We start from the raw sequence: 13,922 nt of genomic DNA, 5'->3' as shown, positions 1-13,922 counted from the left end.
TTATAATTTTAAAGTTGCTCCGAAACTAAACGTTCTGGAAGTTGGGTAACTAGCGTAATCAATACCAATAGACTGGTTTCCTCCGTTAGATTTTGGACTGTTGATTAACGGATCATAACCTGTATAATTTGTAATTGTGATTAAGTTTTGACCTGTGATGTAAAGAGTCAGTCCGTTTAACCAATTCAATCCTTTCAGATCAAAATTATACCCAATACGAGCCGTGTTCAACCTGATAAAATCTGATTTTTCTAAGAATAATGTCGATAAAATAGGTGAGTTTGTAGGGTTTGCACCAGATTGATAATACCCTGTAGCCACATTTCGGTCAGAGGCTAAGTTGTTTATGTTTAAGGCATTCAATCCTGTATTGTTCAACAAATAACCTCCCGTTTGACCAATAATTGAGAATGAAAAACTAAAGTTCTTGTATCTCATGTCACTATTAAAGCCATAGTAAAAAGTGGGCAGCGCACCTTCGATAATAATTCTGTCGCTGTTATCAATTTTACCGTCTCCGTTTTGATCTCTAAAAATATTTCCTCCTTTACTGTCAAACCCAATATGCTCTAACAAATAGAAAGAACCTGCCGCATAACCGCTTTTGTAAATATTGGCATTTACTCCGGATTGTCCAGGTCCCGAAATAGTTCCTGTTAAGATTTCTGAAACCGGTAAGTCTTCAATTTTATTTTTTAATGTTGCTCCGTTAACATCAACATTCCAGCTAAAATTCTTCGTATCAATTATTTTTGTTCCTAACATGAACTCAAAACCTTTGTTGACAATTTTTCCGTCAATATTTGTCCACACTGTTGTTGTTGGCTGTAAAGGACTTGAAGGAACGTTTAAGATCGCATCTGTAGTGGTTTTGTTGAAATAATCAAGCGTACCATACAATTTATCATGCCATAAATTGAAATCCAAACCAAGATTGTATTGTGTTACCACTTCCCATTTTAAATTAGGATTTGCTGTTCTCGTTACCGAAACTCCGTTTACCAGATTCAAATCATCATATAAATAATATCCGTCAGGACCTGCTAATGAATAACTTGCTTTAGTCAATTTGTTTTGAACTTCCTGATTTCCAGTTTGTCCCCAGCTCGCTCTCAGCTTTAAGTTGTTTATGGCCGCTACATTTTCCAGGAAACTTTCTTTAGAAATATTCCATCCTACTGCAGCTGAAGGAAAGTAACCGTATTTGTTATTCTCACCAAAACGGGTCGAACCATCTGCTCTCATCGAAGCTGTCAACAGATATTTATTATTGAAGGTATAATTGATTCTTCCAAAATAAGACTGTAACTCATTTTCCTGGGCATAACCTGTAGTTCCCGACTGTGTTCCTGAAAAACCAGGATTAATAGACGGCTTAATACCAACTCCCTGGGCAGAGATTCCGTCGATACTGAAACTTGTTCCTGATCTTTCGAATTTTTGATACGAGAACCCACCTAAAACCTCAAATTTATGTTTGTCCAGCGCTAAATTATAAGTCAGATAGTGCTCGATCAAAGAGTTTTTAGAATCTAAGTTATTCTGAACATATTTTCCTTTTGGATTTAAATCCGTTACGTTTGGATAAATTGTTGTGTTTCTTTCTGCTGTAGAACGATCTATACCAATGTTTAATTTATATTCTAATCCGTCAATTATTCTTAACGAAGCTTCAAGATTTCCCAAAACTCTTAATGTACGTGTCTGATCCTCATAGATACTCAATAAGTAAGCAGGATTATAATGCGCGTTCATATTAAAGTTAGTGTACTTTCCGTTCGCATCAAAGACTGATCTGGTTGGGTTTGCCATCAAAGTATGTACAATCAACTGACCGTTTGAACCTCCGTCATCACTGGTTGGGACTCCGTCATCTTTAGTTTCACTGGCCGTAAGGTTTACTTTTACTTTTAAACGTTTGTTATCCAAAAACGATTCGGCAGCATTAATCCTGCCCGACATACGTTTGAAATTACTGTTACGAATAATACCTTCCTGATCCATTTGGGCTACAGAAGCGTAATAATTTCCTGATTCTGTTTGTTTAGAGAAAGACAATGCATTATTTTTTGTAATTGCTGTTCTGTAAATTACATCCTGCCAGTCTGTATTTCCGCCATGATCAAAAGCAGGCTCTTTTATAGCGCTTCTATATTGACCTGCACTTAAAACATCTAGTTTTTTAGCCACAGTCGAAAGTCCAGTATAGGTATCAAAAGTCAAAGTTCCTTCGCCTTTAGATCCTTTTTTAGTAGTCACCAAAACAACTCCGTTAGATCCCCTTGCACCATAAATCGCTGCTGCAGACGCATCTTTTAAAACGGTGATCGATTCAATATCGCTGCTGTTCAAAAAGTTTAATGGATTTTTAGCAGCCGAAGCTCCAAAACCAACATTTGTTCCTGATGGGCTTACATCGTCGTTTGCCAGCGGAATACCATCAACTACGAACAAAGGTGTGCTTCCGCTTCTGATCGATCCAACTCCACGAATCGTAACATTAACCCCTGCTCCCGGTTCTCCGCTTGTACTTACCACACGAACTCCGGCAACTTTTCCCTGCAATAAATTATCAGGTGAAATATTGATTCCCTGCTTAAAATTTGCTGCTTCAAGTTGTGTAACAGCTCCTGTCACATCTTTTTTAGATTGTTTACCGTAACCAACAACCAAAACCTCATTTAATTCGGCTGTATTGGGCTCTAACTGAATGGTCATAAAACTATTTTGTACTGAAACGGTTTTCGTTTTATAGCCCACATACGAAACCTGAATTGTCCTGCCTTCTCCAACTGTAATTTCAAATTTTCCATCGAAATCAGAAACTGTCGAATTTGATGAGCTTGTTTCGATAATACTGGCTCCCGGAATTGGTACATTATTTTCATCTACAATTTTTCCTTGTACTTTAACTTTATCTGCTGCTTTATAACTGGTCGTTTTAGGAGTAATTGTTTTTTGAATTAAAACTAATTTGCCATTGATACTGTAATTAAAATTGGCTTTTTTAGAAAGATCACTTAAAATTAAAGCGATAGATTCATTCGTGTAATTTACAGTATAAACCGTATTATCAGCAATAATAGCTTGTCCGTAACTAAATTTATAGTCCGTTTGCTGTGTCAATTTTGAAAAAATAGAGACAAGAGTCGCTTTTTCTATTTTATTTTTTACTTTTGATTCTCCGAAAAAATTAGTTGTACTATAACCACTCTGAATGGTCAGTAACGCCAGCACTAAAAAGACAATCCTCTTTAGATTTAAATAGGTAAGTTTAAAATACATGATTTAAGTTATTGGTTTTTTTACGATACTTAATTATTAATCGCAGTTGTTCTCAGCAACTGCTTTTTTGTTTTTAATCCACTCTTACTATTTCGTCATAAACTTTAAATTTTAGGTTTGTGATATAATTTATTTGTTGTAAAACACTTTCTAACGTCGCATCTTTTTTGATGAATACCGTTAGCGGAGTTGCCAATACACGCTCGTCATTGTACTGAAATGAAACACCGTATTTATATTGTAAAATCGTGATGACTTGTTTAAGTGTGGTTTGATTTAAAGTAATATCCGTAGCATACCAATTGACCAAAAATGATTTATCTGCCAGTTGTTTGGTTAACTTTTGTGCTGTAAACAAGGCTTCTTCATTTGGTACAAGATCAACGCTCTGTCCTTTTGCAGAAACATTTACTTTTCCGGTTACGACAATTACTTCGCATTTTGATTTGGATAACTGAATGTGAAATGAAGTTCCCACTACCCTGGTTTTAATTTCGCCGGAACTGATAATAAAAGGATGTGTTTTGTCTTTGGCTACTTCAAAAAATGCATTTCCTTTTAGTAAAGAAACTTTTCTTTCGTCGCCCATAAATTTTTCAGGATACTGAAATGATGAATTTGCTGCCAGATAAATTTTCGAGCCGTCACTTAATAAGATAGATTTGGGGGTATCTGACGTCTTAAATGATAATTGTTTTTCGGCTGTAACGTTTGGTGTATAGAAAAATCCTAAACCAACCAGAAAAAGAATGCTGGCAGCTGCCATGTATTTTAAATAAGGATGGAAGTTTTTCTTCTTTCCTATTTTAAGCTGAATGTTGTCATATATATCCTGAGCCACTTCATCAGAATTTCCCATCGAAGTTTCATCCCAATTGGAGTTTTGATATTGGTTTAAAGCAAAATTATTCAATAGATTTTCTTCTGCTTCGGAAGTTTTATTTCGGGAACTTTTATCAATAAGATATTCTAAACTATGCTTGATTCTTTTTATCATAATACTTGTTATTACCAATAAGTACCAGAAATGCAAAATCGTACTATCGGGAAATATTATGAAACCATTAACAGAAAGTTATCTTAAAACTTTTGATTCAAAATAATGAATGGAGCAAGCCAGGCAAGGTCTTTCAGGCCTTCGCGCAATTGTTTCAGCGCTGAAGAAATTTGATTTTTAACAGTTTGTTTCGAAATTCCAAGTTCATCTGCAATCTGATCAATTGACATGTCCTGAAATTTATACATCAATAAAACTTCTTTTCGTTTCTCCGGAAGTTTATCAATTAAGGTATAAAGTAAATCCATTAATTCAGGATCGATCGAACTGAAATTATCAATAATATAATCTTCGAATTTATCCTCGAGAATCGTCTTATCAAAACGGTTATTCTGGTAATGTTTGAAAACCTGATTTTTTACCGCACGAAACAAATAAGGTTCGATGGCATTGATATTCAAATCGTCTTTTCGTTCCCATAAGTCAATAAAAACATCCTGAACAATGTTCTGTGCCAAGTCTTTATCCTGAGTCATCGTATACGAAAAGGCATTTAGCTTTTTCCAGTAATCAGTATACGTTTTTTCAAATATTTCAGGATTTTTCATAACAATATTAGGGGCTGTTTGGTGATGTAAAATAATAAAATGTTATACCAATGTTTTTTTCCTGAAGGTTAACTTTAAATTAAGGAATCCATTCGTTTGTTTTATTAATACTACTTTTTTCAGGCAAAAATCACAATCCGTTTGCGATTTGTTTTTCTTAAACTAACGTAAAAACCAGATATTGTTTCTACATTAGTACTCTCAAAAAAAGACAAAACTCATTTGTCTGATCCCCTCTTCTATTTCAGTAACTCTTATTAAAATTCAATTATGAAACAAACCCTGTTTACATTACTCATTACCGGCATCGTAATTTGTAATGCCAATGCCCAAAGCGACAATTTAAAAATCAATCAAATTCAGGTAATTGGTTCACACAACAGTTACCGCCAGAATATCGAACCGGATCTATACAATTTGATGCAGGCAAAAGATACTTCACGTTCCCTAAAAGGTTTGCAATACACCCATATTCCCATTACCGATCAGTTGAACAAAGGTTTACGCAATCTTGAAATTGATGTTCAGGCCGATCCTAAAGGTGGAAAATACGCCCACCCAAAGGGATTGGATGTTGTAAAATCTCAACAAGTGTATGATCCTAAAGGCGAAATGCAAAAACCAGGTTTCAAGGTTTTTCATATGATCGATATTGATTTCAGGACTTCCTGTTATACTTTACAAATTGCTCTTGCCGAATTAAAAAAATGGTCTGACGCCAATCCGGATCACGTTCCGGTTTTTATTACTTTGGAACCAAAAGATGATGACAGTTTCTTAGGTACAAAAGCAGAGAAATTTACACCTGAATTATTTGATGCCCTGGACAAAGAACTTCGCAAAGGTTTAGGCAATAAACTAATCACGCCGGATATGGTCCGTGGAAAATATAAAACCTTAGAAGAAGCGGTTTTAAACGACAATTGGCCAACACTGAAAAAAGCAAAAGGTAAATTTTTATTTATTCTGGATAACAACGGAGCGAAAAGAGACATGTATGCTTTGAATCATCCTTCGTTAAAAGGACGCGCCGCTTTCATCTGTGCAGAACCGGGAAAACCAGAAGCTGCAACATTAATGATAGGCAATTCTGAAGATCCAAAAATTACAGATTTAGTCAAAAAAGGATACATCATCCGTACAAGAGCAGATTCCGACACTAAAGAAGCCCGCAAAAATGATTACACGCATTTTGAAGCTGCCAAAAAATCCGGCGCTCAGGTCATTACAACGGATTATTATTTGCCAAGTACATTCTTCAATTCTCCTTATCAGATAAAATATGATGATGGCAGTTATGTGAGAGTCAATCCTGTGACTGGAGTTGAGTAGTTTTCAGTCTACGTTTTCAGATTGGAATCAATAAAAATTTTACCACAAAGAACGCAAAGTTTTTTGTTTTAGATTGCGGTTAGTAAACGCAAAGTTCGGAAAGCTTTATCAATTAGCTTTGCGAACTTTGCGTTTTGTAAAGCTTTCAAAAAAACTTTACTCTCTGCTGCCACATAATAATCCGCGCTAAATCCGTGTGATCATGTCATTCGTGTGCCATTTTCCTAACCAGCTTTGCGAACTCAAAACTTTACCAACCAAAACATATGATGATGGCAGTTATGTGAGAGTCAATCCTGTGACTGGAGTTGAGTAGTTTTCAGTCTCCGTTTTCAGGTTGGAATCAATAAAAATTTTACCGCAAAGAACGCAAAGTTTTTTGTTTTAGATTGCGGTTAGTAAACGCAAAGTTCGCAAAGCTTTATCAATTAGCTTTGCGAACTTTGCGTTTTGTAAAGCTTTCAAAAAAACTTTACTCTCTGCTGCCACATAATAATCTGCGCTAAATCCGTGTGATCATGTCATTCGTGTGCCATTTTCCTAACCAGCTTTGCGAACTCAAAACTTTACGAACCAAAACAAAACTTAGCGAACTTTGCGTAAACCTTAGCGCCCTTTGCGGTTAATTTTTATTGATTTCAACCTGAAACCTGAAACCAAAATAAACCTGAAACTATTTTTCGCTCTTAATCTCTCCCGTTTTCAAATCAACACTAAAATGATCTGCCGGAACTTCGTGCATGAATTTATTGAAAATAATCAGAAACAATCGCATCTGGTTTTGCAATGGTTTTTCTTTTGATGCATCTTCCTTATGGTTTTCGAAGAATAATTGAGACAGAACTTTATATTCTTTGGCTCTTGCGGTTCCAACATCAACTAAAGCCAATTCATCGGCACTTCTGAAACGATAAAAATCGACCAGAAGATCATAACCTGTCCAGTTAAAATCTTGCTTTTTAAAATTGTTTTCGGTTAAGATTTTATCTGATTTGTTTTCTGCTTCTGCCCATTCTTTTTTAAAGTTTTCTTTGTTTTTTAGTATCACATCAAAATCTTTATCGGATTGAATATTGGCTAAAACCAATAAATCTTTTGCAGAAATATTTAGGATAAAATTTTTGAAAGATTCTGGCCAGTCGTCTTTCAGAAAACGCAAACGAACCAATTCCTTCAAATGGAAATCGGTAAAATCATGGTAGTTTTTGGTTTTTAGAATATCAATATTCCAGATGTCTTTTGTGTTTTGGCTTTCTAAGAATTGATATTCCATTTTGTATAAATCAAAAAGTTCGTTGTATCCGGGAACCTCATCGATTGTAATGGTTTGAATATCGACCAGATTCTCTTTTTTTATCGTCAATAGTTTATAAGCCGGAATATACGCTGCCAATGATGGTGTTTGTATATTGACCAAAGTATTTCCTTTTGCTGTAGTCCGGGTTCCTGTATCGTTGATGTGCATGTGTCCGCCAAAGTGAATTTTTAATCCGGCATCAGCAAAAACCTGCGCTACTTCTTCAACCGGAACACGGTTCAACTGCCATTTATTCGGACCCAGTAATTCTTTTATTTCCGCAGAAGCATCATCATTAAAATCAATCATCGGAAAATGACTAAAGGCAATTAATGTTTTACCTTGTAATCTGGCTTGCGCCGAAATTTCTTCTACCCATTTTATCAGGTGTTTTTTATTCGAAAGTACATTGTTGTACCCTGTACTGGCTTCTGAATAGTTTTTCGGATCTTTTGGATCTCCGTCATTTTTCTTCGGAATATAAACATTCCCATCAATGGCCATTAACCAAAGTCCGTCAACAGGCTCAACCACATAACTTACATCCGGAACTTCGTAACCCGGAGCCACATTGTAAACCCGATTCGATAGTAGAGCCGCTTTTGAAGCTTTTTCGAAACTATAATTCTGGTAACTATAGGCTGAAAATGGAGTTGCCCAGAATTTGTATTTTTTATTGGGGTAAAAACCAAAATCCTTAAGATTATCCGTAATTTCTAAATAACCCATTTTAGCAATATCGGCGGTTACAACTACAGGCTGTTCGATCGTTAAATTTGGCTTATAAAGGCCTTCTTTGCTATAAATGGGCTGACTTTTTCCTGTTGCACCAAGAAAATCTTCTTTACCGGATTCCTGTGCAAAAGGTCCTACGGGATCGTGATTTCCTGTGGTAATAAAAAACTCGATATGGTATTTTTTTCTGTATTGATCTAAAATTTTCCCCAGGCCTTTTACGTGAATTGGCTGGCCGTCATCTGTGTAATCTCCGGGAAGCGCGACATATTTTATTTTTCGCTTAGCGATATCTTCTAAAGCGGCAATAAAAGCAAAGTAATTTTCATTGAAGATTCGGGTCGAATGCAATTGAGAAGCCATGGTTCTCATTAAAACATATTTTCCCGTTTTTGGGTTTAAAATACCTTTATAAGGATTGTCTGAAAATGTTCCGAATAAATCCTGCAAATGAACATCGGATAGAAAAGCAATTTGTACCCCTTCCAGATTCTTTTGTTTTTGTGCTGAAATTGTGGCACTGAAAAGAATAAAAAACAGAATAACAAAACAATATTTATAAGGAGAAATAACTTTTGAAATCATAGGGTAAGCTTTTGCAAATGGGGATTTATAAAACGATTTGCAATTCTATGAATTAAAACCTGAAAGACCTTTATCGTATTGTTATGGAATGATAATTTTTATTGCTTATTTATTTAACTGCAAAGTACGCTAAGGTTTACGCAATCCCGATAGCTGTCGGAAGCTAAGCTTTATTTTTTTAATCTTGCAAAGTCGCAAATTTTTTATTCTATCAGCTTAGTGACTGTAACCACGGAGTTCACAAAGCTATATCAATACAAAGCTTTGTGAACTCCGTGTTTATATAAAATCCTGCACATAAAAAAAGGCTGCCATTTCTGACAGCCTTAAAATATTGCAAACTTTGCGTAAACCTTAGCATACTTTGCGGTTAAATATTATTATTTATTTCTTTAAAAAACGTCTTACAGTCTTCACACCGTCTTTTTCAAAAACAATTAAATAAACGCCTCTGCTTAAACCTGAAACATCGATGCTATTATCATTGATTGTTTTGGTTACCACCACAGCTCCTGTTTGAGAAACTATGCTAACATTTCCTCCTACTACATCTGTAGTGAAGAAAAGTGTAGTGGCAACCGGATTCGGATATATGTTTAAAGCAACTTCATCTGCTCTTTCATCTGTAATTGATGAAGATACGGGAATTGCTGCCGCAGCACCAATTTTGGTAATCCTGATCCAGTTGATGTTCATTCCCGTGTTTTGAATGTAGATTCCAAAATTATACGTTCCGGCATTTACATTTACAGTTTGGGCAACGGTTTGCCAGTTTTGCCATCCTCCCGTATTGGGGATATCAACATTACCTAAAATAATTGTCCCTCCATTTAAATCCGATGATAATCTCCCACCTGTTACACCACTTGCAACCCTGTATTCGATTAAATACGAACCCGTCGTTGGGAAATTAATACTATTATAAGCCAGCCAATCGCCCGTTTCTGTGTATCCAACATTCGAACCTCCGCCTGTATCTGTTGTAGCTTCAACCTGAATACCGCTCATAGCAGAGTAATCTTCAGCCTGAATTAAAGTGGAGGTTTGCGAAGTTGTTGTTGCAATCAATTTCCATTGTCCGCAAGTCTGGTTGTTATTATCCCATTGCTGAACGTTGGCTCCATTTTCTGTACTTGCTCCGGCAACCTCGACGATTCTGCCACTGTGTCTGGCTACAATTTTGTAAAAACCATCGCCTGTAGTTACCAGAACAAATTGCTGATTCGTAGTTCCGTTGTAGGGATACTGTTCTACATTCGCACCATTGGCTTTATTGAAATTATTAACATCCAATGATTGTCCGCTATGGTTCGCAATGATTTTATACAATCCGTCACCCAAATGTGTGAAGGTATATTTTTGGTTGTTTCCTGAATTAGGGGCTCCCTGTGCAATATTGGCACCGTTAGATAAACTGGCGTTCCAAACATCCATATTGAGTCCGCTGTTTCTGTTTTGTAAAAAGAAAGTCTGATTTCCTAAAGTGGTCACTCCGTTTGCAAGTACACGGATAGAAGTCACTTTATCATTCCAGGTGGTATTCAAACAGGAATTATCAGAATTGATTACAGTTGAAGCTCCTGTAAAATTATCATCCTGATACAAAATCGCCTGAAAACCCTGTGTGATTTTTAGCGAAGAAATATCATCATTCAAAACTCCCAAAGAATTCAAACGCGCCATATTATAATCGCCAATGGTTAAACCACCTGAAAATCCCGTATAATTACAATCTTTATAAACGGTGATCACATCGGTCGAAGCGCTAACATTTCCTCCGGGCGGAATTGTTCCTGTAATCGAATAACTTCCGATAGAACCGTACGCCGAATAACCTCCGTAACCTGCGTTTCCTGCTCCTGTACCATCAACACCAATAAAATATTTACCAGCCGGCAAATTTACGTTCATAGAAGCGTTTAAGGCAAAAGGATCAGAGTTCCAATACGTTCCCATTTCGGCTCCTGCCGCGTTATACAATCGGATCAAAAGATGCAGGTTTCCGTCTCTTCCAACGGTATTGGTATTAATAGAAACATTTCCTCCGCCTGTTGTAAACGTAAAGAAATCATAATCGGCTTCACTGGAGATGATACCATTTTTCTGATTGATCACCCCGTTGGCATTATAATCTAAATTGGCTGCCGAAGCTGTAGTATTTCCGTAATCGTCGCCTCTATACCCAACACCAAATTTAGAACCTGCAATCGAAGCCACATCATCTTGTTTATTATTGGCAAAATCATATTCTCCTTTACTCCATTGCACAACAGGTCTGTAATATCCTGCACCCATAATAGGCGCCCACGACGTATTGTTTATGCCTACGAAATAATCTTCTACAGGATTGGTACGTCCGTCATGACCCAGATCAAAAGTATGCCCAACTTCATGCGCAGAGGCATCTCCACCAGATTTACCCGAAGTAATAAATACCCAACACGGTACATCATTGTCCCAATTGAAGGAACCAATATAGGCAACACCTCCCGCCCCCGGGGCTGCAGTATTGGTTGGAGTTACCACCACACGCATTCTTCTGTTTCTTGGATAGGAGTTAAAAACGGCTTCGCTCGTTGTAACATTCAGGTTAAAAGGCCTGTAATCTTCAGACACTACTTCCCAATGCTGTTGCACATCGGCATCGCTCATTCCGGAGGGTGCTGCATTGATGGCGTTTCCGTTGTTCCAAAGATTTCCTGCCGGCATATTGTAACCGTCAAAATCCAGCAAAACACAACCTGCTGCGCCTGGTAAACTTTGTAAATTCAATAATGCCGGGGCAATTGCTGCCGCAACAGCTGTTTTATTCGTTGTATTGTTGGTGTTTTCAGGAACATTTCTGTAATCGATACAAACAAGGGTATTAATATCAACTTTAGAAACGAAGGCATTTCCCTGAGCATCTGAATAATATTTATAAGCTTCTTTTGTCTTCTTTAAAATAATATGACCTTCCAGCGATTTGTCTTTTACCTTAATGTAAAAAGAAGATTCGGGAACGTTTTTGATTTCTCCAATCAAGAATTCACTTGACGCATTTGATTCCTTGTAATTTATTTTTCCGTCAAAGTTTTTCGAATGGTCTGCCTGAAGCAAAACTGTTTTTTCAGTACTCTTTGAGGTCGCAGAATTTACCAGTTCTTTTTTTAGATTGTTCATAAGGGTTTTACTCGAACCTAAAGACGTTTGTGCGATGGCAAAACCGCTAAAAGCAAGAAATACAAGTAAGCTTAACCGAAATTTGTAATTGTTTTTCATATATAATTTGGGTATTTGGGGTTGCAATAGTATGTGCTGAAAAAATAACCGCAAAGCGCGCAAAGTTTTTTTCTCACGTTACGCTTAGCAAACACAAAGTTCGCAAAGCTGGTTCAACATAAAGCTTTGCGCACTTTGTGGTTAAATCTTATTTTTTGATAAAACGTCTCACAGTTTTGACTCCGTCTTTTTCTACTAAAATCAGGTAGATTCCTGTTTTTAAGCCCGAAACATCTATACTATTGTTATTGGCTTTTTGTGTAGAAACGGTTTCTCCTCCCTGAGAATTTATAACACTCACGCTGGCCCCAGAAACTTCGGCACTAAAGAAAAGCGTGCTTTCTGTTGGATTTGGATAGACACTCAAACTTGCAATTCCATCCGTTGTTGCTTCAGGAGACGCTGTTTTTGCTGTTAAAGCTGCTCCTGATTTTGTGATTCGGAACCAGTTGATATTTACGCCTGAACTTTGTATATAGATTCCAAAATTATACGTTCCGGCATTTACATTTACGGTTTGCGTTATGGTTTGCCAATTTTGCCAGCCTCCGGTATTGGGTACATTAACAGCACCTAACTGAATGGTTCCGGCATTTAAATCAGAAGATATTCTTGCACCATTTACGGCACTTGCTACTCTATATTCGATTACATAAGAACCTGAAGTTGGAAAATTGATGTTCGAATACGCCATCCAGTCCCCTGTATCTGCATAACCTACATTTAAACCTCCGCCGGTATCTGTTGTCGCTTCGGTTTGAACACCACTCATTGAAGAATAGCTTTCTGCCTGTATTAAAGTTCCTGTACCTGTTGGTGGCTGGCTACCTGTAATTACCTGATTAACGGCTGTTAATAATGATTTTGCCCCCGTAGCATCCTGTGATAATTCCCAGATCATCACTCCACCAGCATTCTGAATTGCGAAAGTTGTTTTGGCCTTGATGGTTGGAATTCCGTTGTAATAAATCGTGTTTCCTACCTGATCCAGATTTTCGGCACCCGGATATTGGGCTACGATATTAGCATAAGAAATTCCCTGATTGGCCGAAGCACCAAAACCATATCCGTAAAACGGAAGACCAATGATCGCTTTACTTGCCGGTAATCCTCTTCCGGTCCAGTAATTAAACTGATTTACCGCCATACTGTACGGAGAATGTTGTCCCGGACTTCCAGGAGCCCAAGGCCCTGTGGCATCATACGCCATGATATTGATCCAGTCAAAAGCGGCAAAAGTAGACGATGGCACATTGGCACCTCCATAACCTTCTGAAAGCGCTGCTGTAATTTGTTTGCCATTTGCATGTAATTTAGCAGCCAGAGCAATAACAAATGCTCCATAATCACCATTAATAGCAGGACCTTCAAGATCGACATCGACACCGTCAAAATTATGGGCAACAACATAATCGTATATTTTCTGGATAAAAGCCGTTCTGTTGCTGCTCGTAATCAAATTGAAATAATTATCACGAATAGCGCCGCCTTCAGAAACTGATCCTCCGCCAAGGGAAACAAAAACTTTTACATTTTGAGCATGTGCTGCATTAATAATGGTAGTACTGCCGGAGTTAAAAGACAAATATCCATTAGCATCAGGATTTTCGAATGCAATATTGATATGCGTCAGTTTGCTGTACTGAATACTGCCCGAAAACGAATTCAAATCTACCCAGTTCGGGACATAAGCGATTACTTTTTTCTGGGCTACTGATAAATTAAAAATACCCAACACCAAAATGACCATCCATCTTAGTGACATTCTTTTGTAATTGTTTTTCATCATAATTATTTAACAGGTTAATAAAAATTTGTAAAA

7 protein-coding genes are annotated in these 13,922 nt (G+C 37.1%); 1 reads left to right on the top strand and 6 read right to left on the bottom strand.

The features are described 5' to 3' along the window. From ACHRWY_RS15495 to ACHRWY_RS15485, 3 genes are all read right to left on the bottom strand, one after another. On the bottom strand, window positions 1–3,285 hold the full coding sequence (locus tag ACHRWY_RS15495) for a SusC/RagA family TonB-linked outer membrane protein (protein ID WP_395355858.1): 3,285 nt from the start codon (window positions 3,283–3,285) through the stop codon (window positions 1–3). A gap of 73 nt (window positions 3,286–3,358) precedes the next feature. Further along, complete coding sequence (locus ACHRWY_RS15490) at window positions 3,359–4,282, bottom strand: FecR family protein (protein ID WP_395355857.1); 924 nt, start codon at window positions 4,280–4,282, stop codon at window positions 3,359–3,361. Window positions 4,283–4,365: 83 nt separating this feature from the next. Continuing rightward, window positions 4,366–4,890, bottom strand: coding sequence for an RNA polymerase sigma-70 factor (locus tag ACHRWY_RS15485; RefSeq protein WP_395355856.1), 525 nt, complete (start codon window positions 4,888–4,890; stop codon window positions 4,366–4,368). 270 nt (window positions 4,891–5,160) lie between these two features. On the opposite strand from ACHRWY_RS15485, the gene ACHRWY_RS15480 reads away from it, so the two are divergent. Continuing rightward, on the top strand, window positions 5,161–6,222 hold the full coding sequence (locus ACHRWY_RS15480) for a phosphatidylinositol-specific phospholipase C1-like protein (protein ID WP_395355855.1): 1,062 nt from the start codon (window positions 5,161–5,163) through the stop codon (window positions 6,220–6,222). Between the two features lie 673 nt (window positions 6,223–6,895). Here the strand turns inward: ACHRWY_RS15480 and ACHRWY_RS15475 are convergent. From ACHRWY_RS15475 to ACHRWY_RS15465, 3 genes are all read right to left on the bottom strand, one after another. Next, the gene (locus tag ACHRWY_RS15475) at window positions 6,896–8,839 is read right to left on the bottom strand and encodes a metallophosphoesterase (RefSeq protein ID WP_395355854.1); all 1,944 of its coding nucleotides are present in this window, start codon (window positions 8,837–8,839) and stop codon (window positions 6,896–6,898) included. Between the two features lie 384 nt (window positions 8,840–9,223). Beyond that, window positions 9,224–12,100, bottom strand: coding sequence for an RICIN domain-containing protein (locus ACHRWY_RS15470; protein WP_395355852.1), 2,877 nt, complete (start codon window positions 12,098–12,100; stop codon window positions 9,224–9,226). A 148-nt stretch (window positions 12,101–12,248) separates the two neighbouring features. Next, window positions 12,249–13,889, bottom strand: coding sequence for a glycosyl hydrolase family 18 protein (locus ACHRWY_RS15465; protein ID WP_395355850.1), 1,641 nt, complete (start codon window positions 13,887–13,889; stop codon window positions 12,249–12,251). Window positions 13,890–13,922: the final 33 nt, after the last annotated feature.

Source organism: Flavobacterium sp. FlaQc-48, assembly GCF_044007335.1.
Classification (GTDB): domain Bacteria; phylum Bacteroidota; class Bacteroidia; order Flavobacteriales; family Flavobacteriaceae; genus Flavobacterium.
This window is presented reverse-complemented; position numbering and strand designations above follow the sequence as displayed.

Excerpts from the sequence above, each read along its gene's own strand:
- ACHRWY_RS15495 (WP_395355858.1), bottom strand. The coding sequence starts at position 3,285 with ATGTATTTTAAACTTACCTATTTAAATCTAAAGAGGATTGTCTTTTTA.
- ACHRWY_RS15490 (WP_395355857.1), bottom strand. The coding sequence starts at position 4,282 with ATGATAAAAAGAATCAAGCATAGTTTAGAATATCTTATTGATAAAAGT.
- ACHRWY_RS15485 (WP_395355856.1), bottom strand. The coding sequence starts at position 4,890 with ATGAAAAATCCTGAAATATTTGAAAAAACGTATACTGATTACTGGAAA.
- ACHRWY_RS15480 (WP_395355855.1), top strand. The coding sequence starts at position 5,161 with ATGAAACAAACCCTGTTTACATTACTCATTACCGGCATCGTAATTTGT.
- ACHRWY_RS15475 (WP_395355854.1), bottom strand. The coding sequence starts at position 8,839 with ATGATTTCAAAAGTTATTTCTCCTTATAAATATTGTTTTGTTATTCTG.
- ACHRWY_RS15470 (WP_395355852.1), bottom strand. The coding sequence starts at position 12,100 with ATGAAAAACAATTACAAATTTCGGTTAAGCTTACTTGTATTTCTTGCT.
- ACHRWY_RS15465 (WP_395355850.1), bottom strand. The coding sequence starts at position 13,889 with ATGATGAAAAACAATTACAAAAGAATGTCACTAAGATGGATGGTCATT.